The 19,331-nt window shown below is 37.9% G+C and carries 22 protein-coding genes; 14 read left to right on the plus strand and 8 right to left on the minus strand.

Features of this window, described 5'->3' with window-relative positions:
* Positions 1 to 3: 3 nt before the first annotated feature.
* Together NYR30_RS11785 and NYR30_RS11790 are read right to left on the minus strand one after the other, a co-directional pair.
* The gene (locus tag NYR30_RS11785; protein ID WP_066104274.1) at positions 4 to 276 is read right to left on the minus strand and encodes a PTS sugar transporter subunit IIB; all 273 of its coding nucleotides are present in this window, start codon (positions 274 to 276) and stop codon (positions 4 to 6) included.
* Positions 277 to 290: 14 nt separating this feature from the next.
* Complete coding sequence (locus tag NYR30_RS11790) at positions 291 to 737, minus strand: PTS sugar transporter subunit IIA (protein ID WP_231923655.1); 447 nt, start codon at positions 735 to 737, stop codon at positions 291 to 293.
* Positions 738 to 902: 165 nt separating this feature from the next.
* On the opposite strand from NYR30_RS11790, the gene NYR30_RS11795 reads away from it, so the two are divergent.
* Positions 903 to 1,922 (plus strand): LacI family DNA-binding transcriptional regulator, encoded by a 1,020-nt coding sequence (locus tag NYR30_RS11795; RefSeq protein ID WP_066104268.1) that lies wholly within the window; start codon positions 903 to 905, stop codon positions 1,920 to 1,922.
* A gap of 60 nt (positions 1,923 to 1,982) precedes the next feature.
* Here the strand turns inward: NYR30_RS11795 and NYR30_RS11800 are convergent, their stop codons facing one another.
* Positions 1,983 to 2,975 (minus strand): MDR family oxidoreductase, encoded by a 993-nt coding sequence (locus tag NYR30_RS11800; RefSeq protein WP_066104265.1) that lies wholly within the window; start codon positions 2,973 to 2,975, stop codon positions 1,983 to 1,985.
* Positions 2,972 to 3,571: a 16S rRNA (guanine(966)-N(2))-methyltransferase RsmD gene (rsmD, locus tag NYR30_RS11805; protein WP_302501222.1), complete on the minus strand. Its 600-nt coding sequence runs from the start codon at positions 3,569 to 3,571 to the stop codon at positions 2,972 to 2,974. Before rsmD ends, NYR30_RS11800 begins: the two co-directional genes overlap by 4 nt.
* Before the next feature lie 109 nt (positions 3,572 to 3,680).
* Between rsmD and ftsY the strand changes: the two genes are divergently transcribed.
* The 4 genes from ftsY (at position 3,681) to corA (ending at position 7,843) form a co-directional block, all read left to right on the plus strand.
* A complete protein-coding gene (ftsY, locus tag NYR30_RS11810; protein WP_302501223.1) occupies positions 3,681 to 5,012 on the plus strand; it encodes a signal recognition particle-docking protein FtsY in 1,332 nt (443 codons plus the stop codon).
* Between the two features lie 9 nt (positions 5,013 to 5,021).
* Positions 5,022 to 5,687: a cell division ATP-binding protein FtsE gene (ftsE, locus tag NYR30_RS11815; RefSeq protein ID WP_066104254.1), complete on the plus strand. Its 666-nt coding sequence runs from the start codon at positions 5,022 to 5,024 to the stop codon at positions 5,685 to 5,687.
* A 10-nt stretch (positions 5,688 to 5,697) separates the two neighbouring features.
* Positions 5,698 to 6,633 (plus strand): permease-like cell division protein FtsX, encoded by a 936-nt coding sequence (ftsX, locus tag NYR30_RS11820; protein WP_066104251.1) that lies wholly within the window; start codon positions 5,698 to 5,700, stop codon positions 6,631 to 6,633.
* A 262-nt stretch (positions 6,634 to 6,895) separates the two neighbouring features.
* Positions 6,896 to 7,843 (plus strand): magnesium/cobalt transporter CorA, encoded by a 948-nt coding sequence (gene corA / locus NYR30_RS11825; RefSeq protein ID WP_066104249.1) that lies wholly within the window; start codon positions 6,896 to 6,898, stop codon positions 7,841 to 7,843.
* Between the two features lie 61 nt (positions 7,844 to 7,904).
* Here the strand turns inward: corA and NYR30_RS11830 are convergent, their stop codons facing one another.
* The 4 genes from NYR30_RS11830 to uvrA all read right to left on the minus strand — a co-directional run bounded on the left by NYR30_RS11830 (position 7,905) and on the right by uvrA (position 12,791).
* Positions 7,905 to 8,906 (minus strand): virulence RhuM family protein, encoded by a 1,002-nt coding sequence (locus tag NYR30_RS11830; protein ID WP_066104246.1) that lies wholly within the window; start codon positions 8,904 to 8,906, stop codon positions 7,905 to 7,907.
* 87 nt (positions 8,907 to 8,993) lie between these two features.
* Positions 8,994 to 9,503 carry a GNAT family N-acetyltransferase gene (locus NYR30_RS11835; RefSeq protein ID WP_066104242.1) on the minus strand — a complete coding sequence of 170 codons (510 nt, stop codon included), beginning with the start codon at positions 9,501 to 9,503 and terminating at the stop codon, positions 8,994 to 8,996.
* Positions 9,503 to 9,790 (minus strand): type II toxin-antitoxin system TacA family antitoxin, encoded by a 288-nt coding sequence (locus NYR30_RS11840; RefSeq protein WP_066104239.1) that lies wholly within the window; start codon positions 9,788 to 9,790, stop codon positions 9,503 to 9,505. Before NYR30_RS11840 ends, NYR30_RS11835 begins: the two co-directional genes overlap by 1 nt.
* Positions 9,791 to 9,959: 169 nt before the next feature.
* The gene (gene uvrA / locus NYR30_RS11845; RefSeq protein WP_066104237.1) at positions 9,960 to 12,791 is read right to left on the minus strand and encodes an excinuclease ABC subunit UvrA; all 2,832 of its coding nucleotides are present in this window, start codon (positions 12,789 to 12,791) and stop codon (positions 9,960 to 9,962) included.
* 171 nt (positions 12,792 to 12,962) lie between these two features.
* Between uvrA and NYR30_RS11850 the strand changes: the two genes are divergently transcribed.
* From NYR30_RS11850 to NYR30_RS11890, 9 genes are all read left to right on the plus strand, one after another.
* Complete coding sequence (locus NYR30_RS11850; RefSeq protein WP_082966096.1) at positions 12,963 to 13,112, plus strand: helix-turn-helix domain-containing protein; 150 nt, start codon at positions 12,963 to 12,965, stop codon at positions 13,110 to 13,112.
* The gene (locus NYR30_RS11855; RefSeq protein ID WP_082966095.1) at positions 13,088 to 13,318 is read left to right on the plus strand and encodes a hypothetical protein; all 231 of its coding nucleotides are present in this window, start codon (positions 13,088 to 13,090) and stop codon (positions 13,316 to 13,318) included. Before NYR30_RS11850 ends, NYR30_RS11855 begins: the two co-directional genes overlap by 25 nt.
* Before the next feature lie 633 nt (positions 13,319 to 13,951).
* Complete coding sequence (locus NYR30_RS11860; protein ID WP_082966094.1) at positions 13,952 to 14,149, plus strand: hypothetical protein; 198 nt, start codon at positions 13,952 to 13,954, stop codon at positions 14,147 to 14,149.
* A gap of 471 nt (positions 14,150 to 14,620) precedes the next feature.
* The gene (locus NYR30_RS11865; RefSeq protein ID WP_066104234.1) at positions 14,621 to 15,196 is read left to right on the plus strand and encodes a DUF3261 domain-containing protein; all 576 of its coding nucleotides are present in this window, start codon (positions 14,621 to 14,623) and stop codon (positions 15,194 to 15,196) included.
* A 9-nt stretch (positions 15,197 to 15,205) separates the two neighbouring features.
* Positions 15,206 to 16,390 carry a beta-ketoacyl-[acyl-carrier-protein] synthase family protein gene (locus NYR30_RS11870; RefSeq protein WP_302501224.1) on the plus strand — a complete coding sequence of 395 codons (1,185 nt, stop codon included), beginning with the start codon at positions 15,206 to 15,208 and terminating at the stop codon, positions 16,388 to 16,390.
* The gene (locus NYR30_RS11875; RefSeq protein ID WP_066104228.1) at positions 16,390 to 16,860 is read left to right on the plus strand and encodes a hotdog family protein; all 471 of its coding nucleotides are present in this window, start codon (positions 16,390 to 16,392) and stop codon (positions 16,858 to 16,860) included. Before NYR30_RS11870 ends, NYR30_RS11875 begins: the two co-directional genes overlap by 1 nt.
* A gap of 15 nt (positions 16,861 to 16,875) precedes the next feature.
* On the plus strand, positions 16,876 to 17,601 hold the full coding sequence (locus tag NYR30_RS11880) for a 3-ketoacyl-ACP reductase FabG2 (RefSeq protein ID WP_066104226.1): 726 nt from the start codon (positions 16,876 to 16,878) through the stop codon (positions 17,599 to 17,601).
* Entirely contained in the window at positions 17,598 to 18,836 is a 1,239-nt protein-coding gene (locus NYR30_RS11885; protein WP_066104223.1) for a beta-ketoacyl-ACP synthase, read from the plus strand. The genes NYR30_RS11880 and NYR30_RS11885 overlap by 4 nt, the downstream gene beginning before the upstream one ends.
* A gap of 48 nt (positions 18,837 to 18,884) precedes the next feature.
* Positions 18,885 to 19,313 carry an excinuclease ABC subunit A gene (locus NYR30_RS11890; protein ID WP_066104220.1) on the plus strand — a complete coding sequence of 143 codons (429 nt, stop codon included), beginning with the start codon at positions 18,885 to 18,887 and terminating at the stop codon, positions 19,311 to 19,313.
* Positions 19,314 to 19,331 lie beyond the last annotated feature (18 nt).

Here is a 19,331-nt window from a genome sequence, read left to right on the forward strand (position 1 = left end):
TAATTAATTTGCATTAAAGTATTCTGTAAGTTTTTCTTCATATTCAGCTAAACTTACAATATTTGTAATAACAATTAGTTTGTCTTGCGAAATACCACTACTCGCTGCAATATCTTTTGCCATCACAAATAAATCTGCATCAGTTGGATTCACAGAAGCTAAATCTGTATGTTCTACTTCTGCGGTAACTCCCATTTTGTTTAATACTTTTTTAATATTCATTTCCATCATAAAGCTGCTGCCTAAACCAGAGCCACACACTGCCATAATTTTCATAAAAACCTCCAAGGTTATTGGTTTTGAATAAAAGTAAAAATCTCATCCGTCGTTGTTGCATTAACTAACCGTTCAACATTTTCATCATCACCAAGCATCTCAGCTAAAGACGCTAATGCGGATAAATGTTCAGTATTATCTTTTGCAGCAAGCATAATAATTAATGACACAGGATCATTATCTTCAGAATGAAAATTCACTCCTGATGAAACAACTAACAAAGATAAACCTGTCGCAATAACGCCATCTTCTGGTCGTGCATGAGGCATGGCAATCTTAGGTGCTATAACAAAATAAGGACCGATGTCTTCATAAAGTTGAAAAATCTTATCTACATATCGTGGTTCAATCATTCCTTCATCAAGTAATGGTTTTGCACAAAGTTTTACCGCTTCTTGCCAAGAATCTGCCTTTTCCACAATTTGTATACGTGATTTAGGTAAAAATTGTTTTAACATCATCTACTCCTCTGTTTTTTTGTTATAACGCAGTTTAATCAAAGCAAAATTGCTCAGCAATCAGCAAATTTCATTTTTGTGATAGCGCTAACATTTTCTATTTATTTTTTATGTGATGATATACTTAAATAAAATTTTCTTTTGATATTCCAAATAGATAAAGCGGTTATGACAGAACCAAAAAACAAATCTAGACGTAGTACCGGAAAAGTGACTTTAGCTGATATCGCGAAAGCTGTTGGCGTTGGGCAAATGACGGTATCTCGTGCAATACATAAACCAGAACTTGTTTCAGAAGAGCTGCGTAATAAGATTCAACAGACAATTCAGACAATGGGATATATCCCTAATATTGCAGCCAGAAATTTAGCCACTGTTAGCTCCAATACGGTTGTACTAGTCACAAATTCTCTTATTGCAACAGAAAATACATTGATTATGGATGGATTGCATCGAGAGATACAGACAACAGACTTACAATTATTAATCCTATTAGTAGAAAAGGAAAAAGATTGGATTAATGAACTTATTAAATACGCTCCAGAAATGATTGTACTACTCAATATGGAGTGTAATGAACAACAGCAACAACGCCTAAAAGTGTTAAATATTCCATTAATTACGATCGGTGCTAAACAAACTAACAATTTCAGTATTAATATCGGTATTGATGTATCACACGTCATTCATTTACTAGTTACCCATCTTTTACAAAAAGGCAAACGAGAAATTGGTTTACTCTGTGCTAATCAACATTTAGCAATCTTTCAACAATATATGAAGAGTTGGCATGATGCCTGTTTAGAGCACTTTATTAATCCGCATCTTGTATTACATACTGCCGAACAAGCTTCATTCAAAACAGGTTGCCAATTGTTTAACGAAGCACTTTTACTCTGGGGAAATATAGATGCCTTTATTTGTTTATCTGATGAGGTAGCTTGTGGTGCTTTATTTGAATCATTACGCCGTCATATCAATATTCCACATGAGGTTTCTATTACTAGCATTGGCGGTTTAGAAGTGAGCGAAGTGTCATATCCCAAATTAACTACTGTACATATCCCTTATCGTGAAATGGGAATTCTCGCTGGCAGAACCTTACGTCGCTTATCACAGCAGCATATTACCTATAAACCAGAAAATATTTTAGTTCGCAGCCGTTTAATTGTACGTGATAGTGCGTAAATGGTTTAAATAAAAAAGCGGTAAGTTATAATCAGTACCCTACCGCTTAATTCTTTCGTACTAACTCACTCGAATAATCGTCCGCCCATATAACTGATGTTCAAGTAATTTTTTTGCATAACTAGGTACATCGGCTAAGGCGATTTCACGCGTAAATTTTTTCAAATAATCATCTTCTATTAAGCGCGCTAACTCTTGCCATAAAGCTTGACGCTCTATTAATGGAAAATAAACAGAATCAATACCTTGCAAACGGACATTACGCAAAATAAACGGCATTACCGTTGTATTTAATTGATAACTTTGCGCCAAACCACAACAGGCAACACAACCACCATATTGCACTTTAGTTAAGAGATTCGCCAAAATATCACCACCAACAGTATCAATAACACCAGCAAATTGCTGCTTTTCTAATGGTCGGCATGGCTCACTAAAATGGTGGCGGTCATATACTTTTTGTACGCCTAATTGCAATAACGATTGATAACAAACCGAATTGCCGGAAACAGCACTCACTTGATAACCCAGTTTGGTTAGCAGATATACCGCTATCGACCCTACACCACCACTTGCACCAGTAACAATGACTGGGCCTTTTTCTGGAGTAATCCCAGCTTGGCGTAATGCTTCAACACACAACATTGCAGTTAATCCTGCTGTGCCTAATGCGATCGCTTTATACTCTGTTAATGCGCCAGATAATTTTAATAAATGTTGTGGTTGCACAAAGGCAAATTCACTCATAGCGCCAAATTGCACTTCACCATAACCAAATCCTGTTGCCAACACCAAATCGCCTACTTTAAAGTTTGCATCTGAACTACTGGCAACACTGCCAACAACATCAATGCCGGGAATAAAAGGGTACTGTTTGATGATTTTACCAACCCCGCAAATTGCCAAAGCATCTTTGTAGTTCAAAGAAGAATAATGCACCTTAATTTTGATACTTTCGCTACGTTGTGCTTCAGGAAAAAATCGTTCATCAATATTTTCTAGCTGGCATTTAAACGGTTCGGTTTCTGTTTGTCTAAGCACAAGTGCTTTCATTCTGCTACTCCTATTTTTTGATAAAGGCGATAAGCAACTTGCTGAGTAAACTTCTCTTTCAGCAACTGCCAACTCGCTGGTATGTCGATATTCTGCAACGTCTTTTCACTTTCAAGATAAATTAACGCATCATCTGCCAACCAATGGTGCGTTTCCAATAAATTTAAGGTTGCATTTAATAAATCTTGATGAAAAGGGGGATCCAAAAACACAACATTAAACGGTTGTTCTGGCTGATGTTGCGCTAAATACGTCAGCGTATCAATACAAATAATCTCGCCATTTTGCGTTTTGAGTTGTTGTAAATTTTGCTTTAACTGTTTTACCACCACTGGTGATTTTTCCAACATCACCACTTTTGCCGCTTGCCGAGAAAGCGCTTCAAAGCCTAATGCGCCACTGCCAGCAAAACAGTCTAAGCAGTTTGCTGCCACAATGTCATTCATCAGCCAATTGAATAAGGTTTCACGCACGCGATCTGATGTTGGTCGTAACCCTTGTGATAATAATACTGGAAGCTTTCGACCTCGCCATAATCCAGCGATAATACGCACTTCACCTTTACCTTGAGGAACTTTTGTCAGGTTTTTTGCCATAATAAGAAGAAATACTAAGCATAGATAAATTTAAATGATAAACTAGCAACCATTTTAGTCTATTCTTAATTAATTTGGATCATCTATTGAATTAACTCGGTAATTTTATATGTCAGAAAATAAACAGAAAAAAGGATTTTGGGCTTCGTTATTTGGACGTAATAAACAATCAGAACAATCATCCACTCATCATTCTCAAACCAGCGTAGAACAAGAACAATCTTCTGTTATTGACAACTCCACTACACAACAAACAGAAGCAACTACCGACAACGTAGTTACGACACAAGAACATATCGAACCAACTGCCGAAACAACTCCACAGCCTAGTGAGGCTAGCGAAAATCTTATTCCAACAGAAACAGTAGCTGAAGAACTTTTACAGCCAGAGCCAGAGCCAGAGCCAGAGCCAGAGCCAGAGCCAGAGCCAGAGCCAGAGCCAGAGCCAGAGCCAGAGCCAGAGCCAGAGCCAGAGCCAGAGCCAAGCAAAATTGAAACACAAGAGAAACCAACAAAACCAGGCTTTTTTAGCCGTTTGGTGCAAGGTTTAGTCAAAACCAAGCAAAATATTGGTGCAGGTTTTCTTAACTTTTTCTCTGGCAAAAAAATCGATGATGAACTGTTTGAAGAGTTAGAAGAACAATTATTAATTGCTGATGTTGGTGTGCCTACAACCAGCAAAATTATTGATAATCTAACTGAACACGCAAGCCGTAAACAATTAAAAGACGCAGAATTACTCTATCAACAATTAAAAGTTGAGTTAGGTGCTATTCTTAAACCAACCGAACAACCGTTAGTGCTAACCGATAAAAAACCTTTTGTCATCTTAATGGTTGGAGTTAATGGAGTTGGGAAAACAACAACTATCGGTAAGTTAGCAAAACAATTCCAACAACAAGGCAAGTCAGTCATGTTAGCAGCAGGCGATACTTTCCGCGCTGCAGCAGTTGAGCAATTACAAGTATGGGGTGAACGTAACCATATTCCTGTTATTGCGCAAGCCACTGGTTCAGACTCAGCATCTGTTCTCTATGATGCAATGCAGTCCGCTACCGCAAAAGGTATTGATGTCTTAATTGCTGATACCGCAGGCCGTTTACAGAATAAAAATAACCTAATGGATGAATTGCGCAAAATTGTGCGTGTAATGAAGAAATATGACGAAACAGCGCCTCACGAAATTATGCTCACCCTTGATGCAGGTACAGGTCAAAATGCCATCAGCCAAATGAAATTATTTAATGAAGCGGTTGGTATTACAGGCATTACCTTAACCAAATTAGATGGCACAGCGAAAGGTGGAGTAATTTTCGCTCTAGCTGATCAATTTAATGTACCAATTCGCTATATTGGCGTTGGTGAAAAAATTGATGATCTGCGCCCATTCAAGAGTGAAGAGTTTATCGAAGCGTTGTTTGTATCAGAGAAAGAAGTATAAGGAAAAACTATGATTCGATTTTCCGAAGTCAGTAAAGTTTATAGCGGCGGTAATAAACCCGCCTTACAAGGGATCAATTTTCATTTACCAGTTGGCAGTATGACTTATATTACTGGTCATTCTGGTGCAGGAAAAAGTACGCTTCTAAAATTAATTTTAGGCATTGAGCGTGCTAATGGCGGCAATATTTGGTTTAACGGTCATGATATTACACGTCTTTCTACTTCAGAAATGCCTTATCTACGCCGTCAAATTGGGATGGTACATCAAGATTATCGCTTACTAACCAGTTATACCGTTTTGGATAATGTAGGATTACCGCTAGTTATCAATGGTATGCATCCATCAGAAGTAAAACGTCGTGCCTCAGCAGCCTTAGATCGTGTTGGGCTATTTCATCGTGCAGATTATTATCCGCAACAACTTTCTGGCGGTGAACAACAACGTATTGATATCGCTCGTGCGATCGTCAATAAACCGCAATTATTATTGGCTGATGAGCCTACTGGAAATTTAGATAAAGAATTATCATTAGAAATTTTTCGTCTATTCGAGCAATTAAATCATATGGGCGTTACCGTCATTATCGCCACACACGATATCAATATGATTTCACAAAATCCAAAACCAACTATTGTGCTTGAACAAGGACATTTAAAACAATTTATTCGTTAATGGAATTACTATGAGTCAACGTCAAGTAAATGCACCGTTATGGTTGCAACTGAAAATCGTCTTCCAAATGGTAATACGTGAACTATATAAAAGAAAACTGGGTACATTACTCACCGTTCTCGTTATTGCTGTTTCACTAACTGTACCAGTTACTACTTATCTTTTATGGAAAAACGTGCAATATGCCGTCGATAACTTTTATCCTGAATCAGAATTAGCAGTCTATTTAAATAAAAGTTTAAGCGAACAAGATACCAGCACTATTGTAGAAAAATTACGTTCTCAAGAAGGGGTCGCTTCGTTGAACTATATTTCACGACAAAAAAGTCTTGAAGATTTCCGTCAATGGTCGGGCTTTGGTGAAGAACTTGCGTTATTAGATGATAACCCATTACCAGCAGTGGTAATGATCAAACCAACTAAAGAGTACCAAAATACCAATGAATTAATGGAGCTAAGAACAGCGCTCAGCAAAATTAAAGGGGTGCAAGAAGTTCGTCTTGATGATGACTGGATGGAAAAATTAGGAGCCGTATCTTATCTAGTAGCGCAAATTGCGATTATTTGCAGTATTTTGATGAGCTTAGCGGTCTTTTTGGTGATCGGAAATAGCGTACGTTCTGATGTTTATAGCAGCAGAGCAAGTATCGAAGTTATGAAACTACTCGGCGCCACCAACAACTTTATTTTGCGACCATTTCTCTGTACCGGCATTATTTATGGCGTATTAGGCAGTATCTTAGCGACTATTTTTAGTTTTATGCTCATAGGCTATTTTGCAACAGCCGTTAGTTATGTCGCGAATATCTTTGCCCTAAAATTTGAATTAAACGGCTTAGCGATCCCTGAAATTCTCTTTATGATTATTATTTGTTCCGCTATCGGCTACGCTGCCGCTTGGATCTCAGCGAACAAACATATTAATGATTTTGAAAAGAAAAATTAATCTGAAAAGTTGAGTTTCGCCCTCAGGCGAAACTTGACTATCCCCCACGACAAGAGTAACATTCCGCCCGATATTTTTTCTATGAGGACAAACACTTTGGACAGTCACAGTCGATACTGGTTTTATATTTTTAACTAATCTTTTCGCCTCATAGCCTTTGCTTATCGGCGAAAAGCCGGTGAGTATCCACTACCCCATTTAAACTAGAATCTTTTTATTTTGTTCATTGCGTTGTTCATAACCCAACCAAGGGAGTACGAACATGATCGGAGCATTTGCTTTGGATGACGCACGCTTAGTGCGGATTGATGAAAATAGTGAAGCATTGAATGATGCCATTTGGATTGATCTTTTAGAACCGACCGTTGAAGAACGTGAAATGCTGCAAGAAGGCTTAGGACAAAGTCTAGCCTCTTATTTGGAATTAGAAGATATCGAGGCATCTGCACGTTTCTTTGAAGATGAAGATGGCTTACATTTACACTCTTTCTTCTATTGCGAAGATGAAGACGATTACGCTGATATTGCTACAGTTGCATTTACCTTACGAGATGGTCGTTTATTCTCACTAAGAGATCGCGAGCTACCTGCCTTTCGGTTATATCGTATGCGCTCACGCACCCAAAAACTCTTAGAATGTAATGCCTATGAGTTATTACTTGATCTCTTTGAAACGAAAATTGAGCAGTTAGCCGATGTTATCGAAACTGTTTATGCCGACTTAGAAAAATTAAGCCGTATTATTCTAGAAGGAAAACAGGGAGAGGCTTTTGATCAAGCATTAGCGACCTTAACCGAACAAGAAGACGTTAGTTCTAAAGTGCGTCTTTGCTTAATGGATACACAACGAGCTTTAAGTTTTTTGGTGCGTAAAACACGTTTACCAACAAGCCAGTTAGAACAAGCCAGAGAAGTATTACGAGATATTGAATCTTTGCAGCCACATAATGAATCACTTTTCCAAAAAGTGAACTTCTTAATGCAAGCGGCAATGGGTTTTATGAATATCGAACAGAACCGTATTATGAAGATCTTCTCTGTGGCATCATTGATTTTCTTACCGCCAACATTAGTTTCTTCTACTTATGGTATGAACTTCGCCAATATGCCAGAACTAACGTGGAAATTCGGTTACCCATTTGCGCTTACTTTAATGGTACTTGCGGCTCTTTTCCCATTCTTATACTTTAAACGGAAAGGATGGCTGTAACTCAAGAAAAAACCCCTTGAGCAAAACATCAAGGGATTTTGCCTTCTATCTCATTACGATATCAACGTTTTTTCAACGATTTAGCTAAAGATTCTAACTCCGCTAACTCTTGTTTATCCTCTAATTCTGCTTCATATTTTTTGCGTTGCGCATTAAATAAATCATAAATTTCTCTCACTTTCTGTTCCATTATTTCATGACGAATACTACCTGCACCTTGTAATACTGGATACCCATTAAATTCCAATAACTGATCAACATTATTACGCCAAAAATCTAAGGTTAAATCCTGACGATTCTTAACTCGTAATTCCGCACTTTCTAAGAAAATAACCACCAAACGATTCAGACTATCAATTTCGTCACTATGCAAATAATTCTTGGCAATTAGAATATCTTGTTTACGCACCACTTTGCCTTTCCAACTGGTCAGCGCCATATTAGGTGCATGAGCATCGGCTCGACTGATAATCAACTCGGCTGCGGTTTTATGCGTGATCGCATAAATTAATTTATTTTGGGTTTCAGCAAAGAACATCTGTGTTGCTTTGTCTGTACCATCATAATCACTACTTAATGCAAATAAGTCTTTTACTTTTTGATAGAAACGTTTTTCGCTGGCACGAATATCACGAATACGTTCCAACATCTCATCAAAATAGTCAGGACGCCCATCAGGATTCTTTAAACGTTCATCGTCCATCACAAAGCCTTTACGCATTAATTCTGTCAGTTGAGTATTCGCCCAAATACGAAATTGCGTGCCTCGTTTACTTCTTACCCGAAAACCAATCGCCAAGATCATTTCCAAATTATAGAAAGCCACCTGATAATTTTTACCATCAGCGGCAGTTATTAAGAAATACTTAATAACTGAATTTTCAGATAATTCTTTATCTTTCAATATATTAGATATATGCATATTGATATTAGGGACTGAGGTGGCAAAAAGTTCTGCGATTTGATTTTGGCTTAACCAAACAGTGCCATCTTGCGCATACAAAGACACTTTAGCTTTACCATCATCAGTGTTGTAAATAATGATATTGTTTTGCTGTGGCATATCATTTCTCTCATAAAAATCTATTTGTTTTAGCATTAATTATAAGTAGATCAGCTATAACGACTACTTTTCATGGCTATGCGAAAACTATTTAATCAATTTTGTTAGCGGCAAAAATAAATTCTCTTTCTTATCCAAAAATTGGATAAAACCCAGCTTCTTATAAAATGCAATTGCATTATCATCTTTCGCCTCCACAAGTAATGTGGCTATTCCCATTTTTGCATTACTCACTTTATGTAGAACATCAGCAATTAAGAACTTTCCATAGCCTTGGCCAACAAAACGCTGATCAATTGCCAAACGTCCTACTAAAACTGCTGGAATATTAGGATATCTAATCTTTTTTTGGATATTTGCTTTAGGTATATTCTCAACCTTGATTAAAGTGGCAGATAAAGTGTAATAACCAATAATCTGTTCATTTTTCTGATTAATTAACACAAAGCATTTAGCCAATTCTCTTTTTTCATCCTGTGGTGCTTGTGTCTGTAAATAGCTATTTAGAACTGCTGAAGAACTATTAAAATCTTGCTTTTTCAACGTTAGTTCCGCTAACGGCACAATTACTAGATCGTGCAAAGCCTCTAATATCATTATTTTTGTCCTTGCAGCTTTAAAAAATGATCATAAGCAGTTAATGCTTCTTGCATAGATTCATTAAAAGGTTTCTCTGTTGACAAACTATCAATCAGTAATTGTTGATCTCGTACAGAAAGAGCAACTACTTGATGTTTCTCAATTGTCTTAATAGATTCTTTATACACTGCATCAATAACAAAGTCCGTTAATGTTCTGCCGCTTATTGCTGCAGCTTGCTTAAATAAGGCATAGATATCAGGATTGACTTTAGCCTCTAATCTCGCTTTAGATTGATTTCTCATAAAATCTCCTTTTCTAATATTTATCGCCTACTTTTTCACCATTTCAATAATACGGCTATTAGCCGTACAAATCAAATAATAAACTCATTTAAAAATACCAATACAAGATAAAAATTACTTTGTCCTAAATAAAAAATTCCCTCTATTTACTAGAGGGAATTTCGTTTTACTATTTTCTAGCTAATATTGGTTTTAAGAAACGTGCTGTATGTGATCCTTGAATTTCCGCCACCTGTTCTGGTGTTCCAGCAGCGATAATCTTACCACCGCCGCTACCGCCTTCAGGACCTAAATCAACAATCCAGTCTGCTGTTTTAATCACATCAAGGTTATGCTCGATGACGACAATCGTATTCCCTTGATCACGTAAACGATGTAACACTGACAATAACTGTTTTATATCAGCAAAATGCAATCCTGTGGTTGGCTCATCAAGAATATATAAGGTTTTACCCGTATCACGTTTAGAGAGTTCCGCCGCCAATTTCACTCGTTGCGCTTCACCACCAGACAAGGTCGTAGAGGCTTGTCCTAAACGAATATAGGATAATCCCACATCAATTAACGTTTGTAATTTACGAGCAATCATTGGAATAGCATCAAAAAACTCTCGCGCCTCTTCAACGGTCATTTCTAACACTTGATGAATCGTTTTCCCTTTATAACGGATTTCCAAAGTTTCTCGGTTATAACGTTTACCTTTACAGTGATCACAAGGAACATAAATATCAGGTAAGAAGTGCATTTCTACCTTGATAACACCATCGCCTTGGCAAGCCTCACAACGTCCACCACGCACATTAAAACTGAAACGTCCTGGGTTATAACCTCTCGCGCGAGCCTCTGGCACACCAGCAAATAACTCACGAATTGGCGTAAATACACCGGTATAAGTTGCTGGATTTGAACGTGGGGTACGTCCGATTGGACTTTGGTCAATATCAATCACCTTATCGAAGAATTCTAATCCTTCAATTGACTTAAATGGTGCATGTTGTTGATTTTCCGCACGATTTATCGCATTTTGTGCAATTGGAAATAAAGTATCATTGATCAGTGTGGATTTACCTGAACCAGAAACACCTGTAATACAAGTAAATAGCCCAACAGGAATTTCCAGATCGACATTCTGTAAATTATTCCCGCTAGCGCCTGATAATTTTAAGATACGTTGTGGATCCATTGCTGTGCGTTGCGCTGGTATCTCAATCTTTTCCTTTCCAGAGAGAAAACGTCCGGTTAATGAGTTAGGATCCTGCATAATTTGTTGTGCTGTACCCTGTGCCACTACTGCGCCGCCATGCACTCCCGCACCCGGGCCAATATCCACAATATAATCCGCCGTTAAAATCGCATCTTCATCGTGTTCAACCACAATAACGGTATTACCTAAATTGCGTAAATGCAGCAACGTATTCAATAAACGTTCATTATCTCGTTGATGCAAACCGATTGATGGCTCATCTAACACATACATTACGCCCACAAGTCCAGCACCAATTTGGCTCGCCAGACGAATCCGTTGCGCTTCACCCCCTGATAATGTTTCGGCTGATCGAGAAAGTGAAAGATATTCCAAACCAACATTCACCAAAAATTGCAGACGCTCTTTAATTTCTTTCAAAATCTTTTCGGCAATTTTTGCTTTTTGCCCATCAAAAGAGAGTTCCTCAAAATAGCGTAATGCTTCACCAATACTCATTTCTGAAATTTGCGGCAAAGTGGTATCACCAATAAAGACGTGGCGCGCTTCCTCTTTTAAGCGTGAACCATGACAATCTTGGCATGGACGATTGCTAATATATTTAGCCAGTTCTTCACGCACCGCCATTGATTCAGTTTCTTTATAGCGACGTGCCATATTATTGAGTACCCCTTCAAATGCGTGATGACGCACTACTACATCACCACGATCATTCACATATTGGAACTCAATTTCTTCACTACCTGAACCATGCAATACTAATTCTTGAATATTTCTTGGCAACTCTTCAAATGGTGCTTCAATATCAAAATGATAATGTTTTGCTAGCGAAGTAAGCATTTGATAATAATAGAAATTACGACGATCCCAGCCACGAATCGCACCGCCAGCCAAAGACAAACTTGGGTTTTGTACCACACGTTTTTCATCAAAATATTGCTGGATACCTAAACCGTCGCAAGTTGGGCAAGCGCCAGCCGGGTTATTAAAGGAGAACATTCTTGGTTCAAGTTCTGACACCGAATAACCACAATGTGGACACGCAAAATTCGCAGAAAAGACCAACTCTTCCGCTTGGGTATCGTCCATACTAGCTATCACCACAACACCACCAGATAACTCTAGTGCCGTTTCTAAAGATTCCGCTAAACGTGGCGCCAAATCTGCTCGTACTTTAAAACGATCCACCACTACTTCGATCGTATGTTTTTTCTGCAATGCTAATTTTGGTGGATCAGATAAATCGCAAATTTCCCCATCAATTCTTGCTCGAATATAACCTTGCGCGGCAATACTATCCAATAACTTAGTATGTTCGCCTTTACGCGCTTTTACCACCGGCGCTAACAACATCATTCGTTGCCCTTCCGGTAATGCCAACACTTGATCCACCATTTGGCTAATCGTTTGTGCAGTTAATGGCGTATGATGGGTTGGACAACGTGGTTCACCAACACGCGCAAAGAGTAAACGTAAATAGTCATAGACTTCGGTAATTGTACCCACCGTTGAGCGTGGATTATGCGACGTCGATTTTTGCTCAATCGAAATAGCCGGTGATAAGCCTTCGATATGATCGACATCTGGTTTTTCCATCAATGATAAGAATTGACGTGCATAGGCGGAAAGCGATTCCACATAACGACGCTGCCCTTCTGCATACAGCGTATCAAAAGCTAATGATGATTTTCCTGATCCTGACAATCCAGTAATCACAACGAGTTTATTGCGTGGAATAGTAAGATTTATGTTCTTTAGATTGTGGGTTCTTGCTCCCCGAATTTCGATATTATCCATACGTTGCAACAAAAAAATGAAAAAACTCGACGATTATCGCAAAATCAAAAAAACTGTGCAAATATACAGTATAAAAATCTCCTTTTTTTCATTTCGTATTGCTGGTACAACCTGATAACATCGTTTACATTTTTGAGTAAACCCTCATCAAAAAAAGATGAGGAAATGATGATGCCTTGGAAACAAACGAATATCATGGAACAACGATTTCTTTTTCTCAAAGCGTGGTTAAGCCAACGCTACACAAAAATAGCGCTGTGTCGTCAATTTAATATCAGTCGTCCGACAGCAGATAAGTGGATAAAACGCCACGACAAGTAGGGTTTGAGAGGTTAAATGAGTTATCACGAAGGCCACATACTTCACCTAATACGGCAGCTAAATGGATAGTAGAGTGGTTAATTCCCGAGAAGCTCAAACGCCCTGATTGGGGACCCAAAAAACTGCTAGATTTATTTGCAAAACGTTATCCAGATACTAAAGTACCAGCAGATAGTACAGGTGATTTAATTCTTGCTCGAGCATGATTAGTCAAGCCTCGTCGTAAAAGACGTCGGCAAATCAGTGCAGATAATCAACGCTTTACCCTTTTAGTTTCTTCGAATACGACTTAGTGTGTAGATTTCAAAGGACAATTTTTATTGAGGAATAGACAATGGTGTTATCCCTTAACGGTAACCGATAACTACAGTCGTTATATTTTATCATGTCACGCATTACCTAGTCCGCAATCTGCTTTAGTCAAACAACAATTTGAACGCTTATTCTAAGAGTATGGTTTACCTTGGGTGATTCGCTCTGACAATGGGCCACCCTTTTCTTCTATTGCTTTAGGCGGTATTAGTCGTTTATCTAAGTGGTGGATAGATTTAGGGATAAGACCGGAAAGAACCGAGCTGGCGCATCCTGAACAAAATGGGTGTCATGAGCGAATGCATCGAAGTCTAAAGTTAATGTTAAAAGAACGAAAAGGCCAATATGGAAAGGATATTCAGGCGCAACAAATTATCTTGGATGATTTTCGGTGAGAATATAACGAGGAACGTTCACATGAAGGGCTAGGCAGGAAAACCCCGTCAGAATGTTATCAGAGCAAGACACGTCGTTATACAGGGAAAGTAGAAGCTTATGATTACGATGAAGGTTGCGAGATAAGGAGAGTGAAGCATAGTGGTGAAATTTGCTGGAAAGGGGAAATTTATTATTTAAGTCAGGTACTGGCTTTAGAGGATGTTGCCTTGATTCCTTTTGCAGAAGGGATATGGAATATCTATTATCATTTTCTTGGTCAGATGAATGAACGAGAAAAGAGAATTGTGCCAGCCACAAGCTGGCATCAACAAGAAGGAGGAATGTAAACGATGTCTCTAGGTTAATATGTAAATGATGTTTGTGTTGTACATATTTTTGGCATAACGCTTTTTTTCATTACAGGATGCTCTTTGGGTTTGGGGAATAATCCTTCTATACCGTATTGCTGAAAATATTTCAACCATTGACTAATTACACAAAAATTTGATGTGCCAACCAAAATGTAGGCTAGCATTTTCCATACTTATTTCACCCCAGCTGAATGGTTTAAGTGACCTGATATTTGAAGTCAGGGGAATAGGTTTTCTTCGTGTAAAGTTTACTTGCCTACGATTAAAGAGCATTGCTGTATTAGGCAGTAGTTTAAATACAATTTCCCCTGTTTCATAGCATAAATAGTATATAAAAATTTGTTATAGCATAAAAATTTATAACAAAAATAAAACATTCTAAATCCACTTACTTTAAGGTACTATAATACTATTTACTAAAGGTAGCATAAGCTGTTAAGGTAACTAATGAAAAGCTGTGTTGAGACTATATTTATTATTTGCATTATGCTTGTTATGGGGTGTCAGTCATCAATAAGAAGTGATGTTTACTATTTCAATCAACACACTAGCGTCCATCTGCCTAACCTTACCTTATCGCCAACTATTGAAACACATCAGTTATTAACCATTACATCAGATAAACTCAAGAAAAAAGAAGAACATATTTTAACGATATTATCTTTATCTCCCAAGCAATTAACACTTACTTTGCTATCTCCATTAGGTGTTAGGCTCGCTCAATTACAATATGACGGCAATGAAATAAAAGTAACACAACAACTAAAAATTGCGAATATTACCTTACCATCTTTATCGCAAATTGTTGGCGATATTTTACTTTCCTCTTTACCGATAGAGGCTTGGAGATTTGTTTTACCGCAAGGTTGGCGTATCGTTGAACAAAATAAACAGCGTTTGGTTTTCGATTTAAATCAACAGAAAGTGATACAGATTGATTATAGCGATCAGACTTATACTAAAGCAGTCAAAATAACGCATTATCAATTTTTGTATCAAATTTTGTTACAAGATATAGAATAGGAATATAAAATGAATAAACCCCCTATTTTTATAAATAATTATACTCTCTGTAATGCACTTGGTAGCACTAAAGCTGAGATATTGGAAAATCTTGAGAACAATCGCTGTTTGCTACAACTTGAAACACAAATTTCAACCGATACAACTTATGTTGGTAAAATTCCGTTATCGTTACCTGAATTACCTGCGGAATTTTCTGAGTATTATTGTAGAAATAATCAAGTGGTATTGTGGTGTTTACAACAGCTTGAGAATGATATTACAAAATTTATTGAGAAATATGGTAGAGATAGAATTGCGGTTGTAATGGGAACAAGTACCGCAGGTATTGATTTGGGCGAACAAGCTATTAAATCCGCTCACGCTGATCTTTCTTATCATTATCGTTGCCAAGAATTAGGCTCTATTTCTGGCTTTGTTGCTCGATATTTAGGGCTAAATGCACCGCACTTTACTATTTCCACCGCCTGTTCATCAAGTGCAAGAGTATTTATTTCAGCACAAAGATTGTTGCAAAGCGGTTTGGTTGATGCCGTTTTGGTTGGCGGAGTAGATACTTTGTGTCATTTAACCTTAAATGGGTTTAATTCTTTAGCCTCATTATCAGAACAGCTTACTCGTCCATTTGCTGATAACCGAGCTGGTATTAATATTGGTGAAGCAGGGGCGATGTTTCTGTTAAGTCGAGAGGAGAGCGATATTGTATTAGCTGGCGTTGGCGAAAGTAGTGATGCACATCATATCTCCGCACCTGAGCCAAATGGTGCTGGAGCTGAACGAGCAATGCGTGATGCGTTACACAATGCTAACTTATCTATCAATGAGATCGGCTATCTAAATCTGCACGGTACGGCAACACCACTCAATGACAGTATGGAAAGTTTGGCGGTAAATCGAGTATTTGGGCAAATCCCTTGTAGTAGCACTAAACATTTAACAGGGCATACACTGGGTGCAGCTGGTGCAACAGAGTTAGCCATTAGCTGTTTGTTATTAGAGCATTATTCAACCACAACCAAACCGTTACTTCCTCGTCAAACTGACGAAAATAAGCAAAATTATTACGATCATAATTTGCCAGAAATTGGCGTAATTTTTACACCAGCTTATCTTGAAAAACCAGTGATTATGAGTAACTCTTTTGCGTTTGGTGGCAATAATAGTACACTCATTATTAAAAAGCGAGGCGGTTGATGTTAGGCAAGGCAAGTGATTTTTTACTCCATAAACAACCTATGATGTTGGTTGATTCTTTGCTAGAGTGCAATGAAACCTATGTTGCTGTCGAAGTGGTTATCGATCAAAAACATCAACTTTTTTTAGATGAAACAGGACGTTTACCCGCATGGATAAGTATTGAATTAATGGCTCAAACTGTTGGCGTTTGGGCAGGTTATCAAGCCAAGTTGCGTGATGGTAGCGAACCAAAAATAGGATTTTTACTTGGTGGACGGCAGTGTCAGCAATATGTGAGTCACTATCAAGTTGGCGATAAATTGAGAATTGAAGCTCAAATTATAATGCAAGATGAAAAGATGGCGAGTTTTGCAGCAAAAATTATAAATACACAACAAAATGTTGTTGCAGAGGGTAGGCTTACCACTTATCAGCCAAATGATGTAGAAATTTCAGGACTACAAAATTTATTCACACAAAATAATTAAAAAGACGAAAAATATATGACAAAAACGGTTTTAGTGACAGGTGCAAGTAAAGGAATTGGTAAAGCAATAGCAATTGAGCTAGCTAGACAAGGCTTTCATATTGTTGTGCATTATTTATCCGACAAACAAGGTGCAGAAGATACCTTACAACAGGTTGAACAGTTAGGCGTCAAAGGGCGTTTACTCTGCTTTGATGTAAGTGTGCGTACACAATGCCAAACAGTATTGAATCAAGATATACAGGAAAATGGTAGTTATTATGGCATTGTATTAAATGCTGGAATTATACGAGATGCTGCCTTTCCTGCCCTAACAGAACAAGATTGGGATAGCGTGATACATACAAATTTAGATGCGTTTTATAACGTTATTCAACCAGCCATTATGCCTATGATTTCAGCTCGTCAAGGTGGACGAATAGTCACTCTTGCCAGCGTTTCTGGTCTTGTAGGTAATAGAGGGCAAGTCAATTATAGTGCTTCTAAATCAGGTTTAATTGGTGCAACAAAAGCACTTGCATTAGAGTTAGCTAAACGAAAAATAACGGTAAATTGCGTGGCACCGGGTTTGATTGATACGGGTATGATTAATGAAGAAACCCTAAAACACGCAATGCCATTAATTCCAATGCGGCGTATGGGACAGGCTCAAGAAGTTTCTGATTTGGTCGCATTTTTGATGAGTGATAAAGCAGCATATATTACACGTCAAGTCATTTCAATTAATGGGGGAATGGTATGAGTCACGTAAGACGTGTTGTAATAACAGGTATATCGGGTATTACCGCTTTTGGTAATGATTGGAATACGATTAAACAGCGTATGCTAGAGTACAAAAACGCAGTGGTTTATGTGCCAGAATGGGAAATTTATGACGGGCTACAAAGTCGCCTTGCCGCACCAGTAAAAGATTTTAAATTACCAAGCCATATTACCAAAAAGAAAAGTCGTAGTATGGGACGTGTGGCACAAATGGCGGTTGTGGCTACAGAACAGGCACTGGCAGATGCACAGCTACTAGATAGCGAATATTTAAAAGATGGCAATGCTGGTGTAGCTTATGGTTCTTGTACAGGAAGTACAGAACCAGTGCTCGCATTTGGATCTATGTTTATGGAGAAAAATACCCATAGCATTACAGCACAAACTTACATTCAAATGATGCCTTATACTACGGCTGCGAATATTAGTCTGTACTTTGGCTTGCAAGGACGTATTATTCCGTCCTCTACCGCTTGTACTTCTGGTAGCCAAGCGATTGGTTATGCCTATGAGGCGATCAAACACGGTTATCAAAATATTATGATTGCAGGTGGTGCAGAAGAGTTATGTCCAAGTGAGGTAGCCGTATTTGATACCTTGTTTGCAACTAGTCAAAATAATACACAACCAGAATGCACACCACGCCCATTTGATCTTAATAGAGATGGTTTGGTATTAGGTGAGGGGGCAGGAACACTAATTTTAGAGGAATTAGAACACGCTCAAAAACGTGGAGCAAAAATTTATGCTGAAATTGTCGGATTTGCGACTAATTGTGATGCTACCCACGTTACACAACCTCAATCGAAAACAATGCAAGTTTGTTTAGCACAAGCGTTAAAACAAGCCGATATTTCTACCGATAAAATTGGTTATGTTTGTTTACACGGCACCGCCACTGAACGTGGAGATATTGCTGAAAGTCACGCAACTTATAATATTTTTGCCAATAAACCGCTTGTTTCCTCAATCAAAAGTTATTTAGGACATACGCTAGGTGCGTGTGGTGCATTAGAGTCGTGGTTTAGTATCGCAATGATGAATGAGGGCATTTTTCTGCCGACAATCAATTTAGAAACCGTTGATGAGCATTGTGCAAAATTAAACTATATTCAACAAAGTGCAGTTGAATGCACAACAGATTATGTGATGAATAATAATTTTGCCTTTGGTGGTGTAAATACCTCTTTGATATTTAAAAAATATACAGGCTAAGATGTAAGAAATTGATTTTTAATGTGTATAAATATGGAGAAAACTCAAATGAAATTAAATAAAAAATTATTGGTTTTATTAAGCGTTGGATTGTTATTTTCGGCTAATAGCTTTGCACGAGATACGGTTCATCATTTACCAATTAAAGATGTTTTTGATATGCCAGAAGCTAAACAAAAACTCGATCCAAGTATTAAATTTTACTTTGGACAATCAGTCAACGGAAACATAGTTAAAACTGATTCAACCAATAAAAAAACGAATGCATTCAATAAATCTGATGAACAAGCTTGTCGTTGGTCAATGTTATCTGCTCTGATTCAAATGCAGAAAAGAGCACAACAGTTAGGTGTGAAAAAAATCTCTAACGTAGTGAGCTATTACAAAAAACAACCTTATAAAAGCACCTCTTTATATGAATGTCATGCAGGTGCTGTAATGGCTGGTGTTGCGATTAAAGGTGATTTTGTTAAATAAACTTTGTTAAGTTAATCA

Origin of the sequence: Gallibacterium salpingitidis (assembly GCF_030517105.1) — a bacterium.
Classification (GTDB): Bacteria; Pseudomonadota; Gammaproteobacteria; order Enterobacterales; family Pasteurellaceae; genus Gallibacterium; species Gallibacterium salpingitidis.

Bases quoted from the DNA above. Each gene is read 5' to 3' on its own strand.
- NYR30_RS11850 (WP_082966096.1), top strand. From the start codon at position 12,963: ATGCCTTGGAAACAAACGAATATCATGGAACAACGATTTCTTTTTCTC.
- ftsE (WP_066104254.1), top strand. From the start codon at position 5,022: ATGATTCGATTTTCCGAAGTCAGTAAAGTTTATAGCGGCGGTAATAAA.
- NYR30_RS11795 (WP_066104268.1), top strand. From the start codon at position 903: ATGACAGAACCAAAAAACAAATCTAGACGTAGTACCGGAAAAGTGACT.
- rsmD (WP_302501222.1), bottom strand. From the start codon at position 3,571: ATGGCAAAAAACCTGACAAAAGTTCCTCAAGGTAAAGGTGAAGTGCGT.
- uvrA (WP_066104237.1), bottom strand. From the start codon at position 12,791: ATGGATAATATCGAAATTCGGGGAGCAAGAACCCACAATCTAAAGAAC.
- NYR30_RS11840 (WP_066104239.1), bottom strand. From the start codon at position 9,790: ATGAGAAATCAATCTAAAGCGAGATTAGAGGCTAAAGTCAATCCTGAT.
- NYR30_RS11890 (WP_066104220.1), top strand. From the start codon at position 18,885: ATGAAATTAAATAAAAAATTATTGGTTTTATTAAGCGTTGGATTGTTA.
- NYR30_RS11880 (WP_066104226.1), top strand. From the start codon at position 16,876: ATGACAAAAACGGTTTTAGTGACAGGTGCAAGTAAAGGAATTGGTAAA.
- NYR30_RS11830 (WP_066104246.1), bottom strand. From the start codon at position 8,906: ATGCCACAGCAAAACAATATCATTATTTACAACACTGATGATGGTAAA.
- NYR30_RS11800 (WP_066104265.1), bottom strand. From the start codon at position 2,975: ATGAAAGCACTTGTGCTTAGACAAACAGAAACCGAACCGTTTAAATGC.
- corA (WP_066104249.1), top strand. From the start codon at position 6,896: ATGATCGGAGCATTTGCTTTGGATGACGCACGCTTAGTGCGGATTGAT.
- ftsY (WP_302501223.1), top strand. From the start codon at position 3,681: ATGTCAGAAAATAAACAGAAAAAAGGATTTTGGGCTTCGTTATTTGGA.
- NYR30_RS11865 (WP_066104234.1), top strand. From the start codon at position 14,621: ATGAAAAGCTGTGTTGAGACTATATTTATTATTTGCATTATGCTTGTT.
- NYR30_RS11790 (WP_231923655.1), bottom strand. From the start codon at position 737: ATGATGTTAAAACAATTTTTACCTAAATCACGTATACAAATTGTGGAA.
- NYR30_RS11875 (WP_066104228.1), top strand. From the start codon at position 16,390: ATGTTAGGCAAGGCAAGTGATTTTTTACTCCATAAACAACCTATGATG.
- NYR30_RS11835 (WP_066104242.1), bottom strand. From the start codon at position 9,503: ATGATATTAGAGGCTTTGCACGATCTAGTAATTGTGCCGTTAGCGGAA.
- ftsX (WP_066104251.1), top strand. From the start codon at position 5,698: ATGAGTCAACGTCAAGTAAATGCACCGTTATGGTTGCAACTGAAAATC.
- NYR30_RS11885 (WP_066104223.1), top strand. From the start codon at position 17,598: ATGAGTCACGTAAGACGTGTTGTAATAACAGGTATATCGGGTATTACC.
- NYR30_RS11785 (WP_066104274.1), bottom strand. From the start codon at position 276: ATGAAAATTATGGCAGTGTGTGGCTCTGGTTTAGGCAGCAGCTTTATG.
- NYR30_RS11870 (WP_302501224.1), top strand. From the start codon at position 15,206: ATGAATAAACCCCCTATTTTTATAAATAATTATACTCTCTGTAATGCA.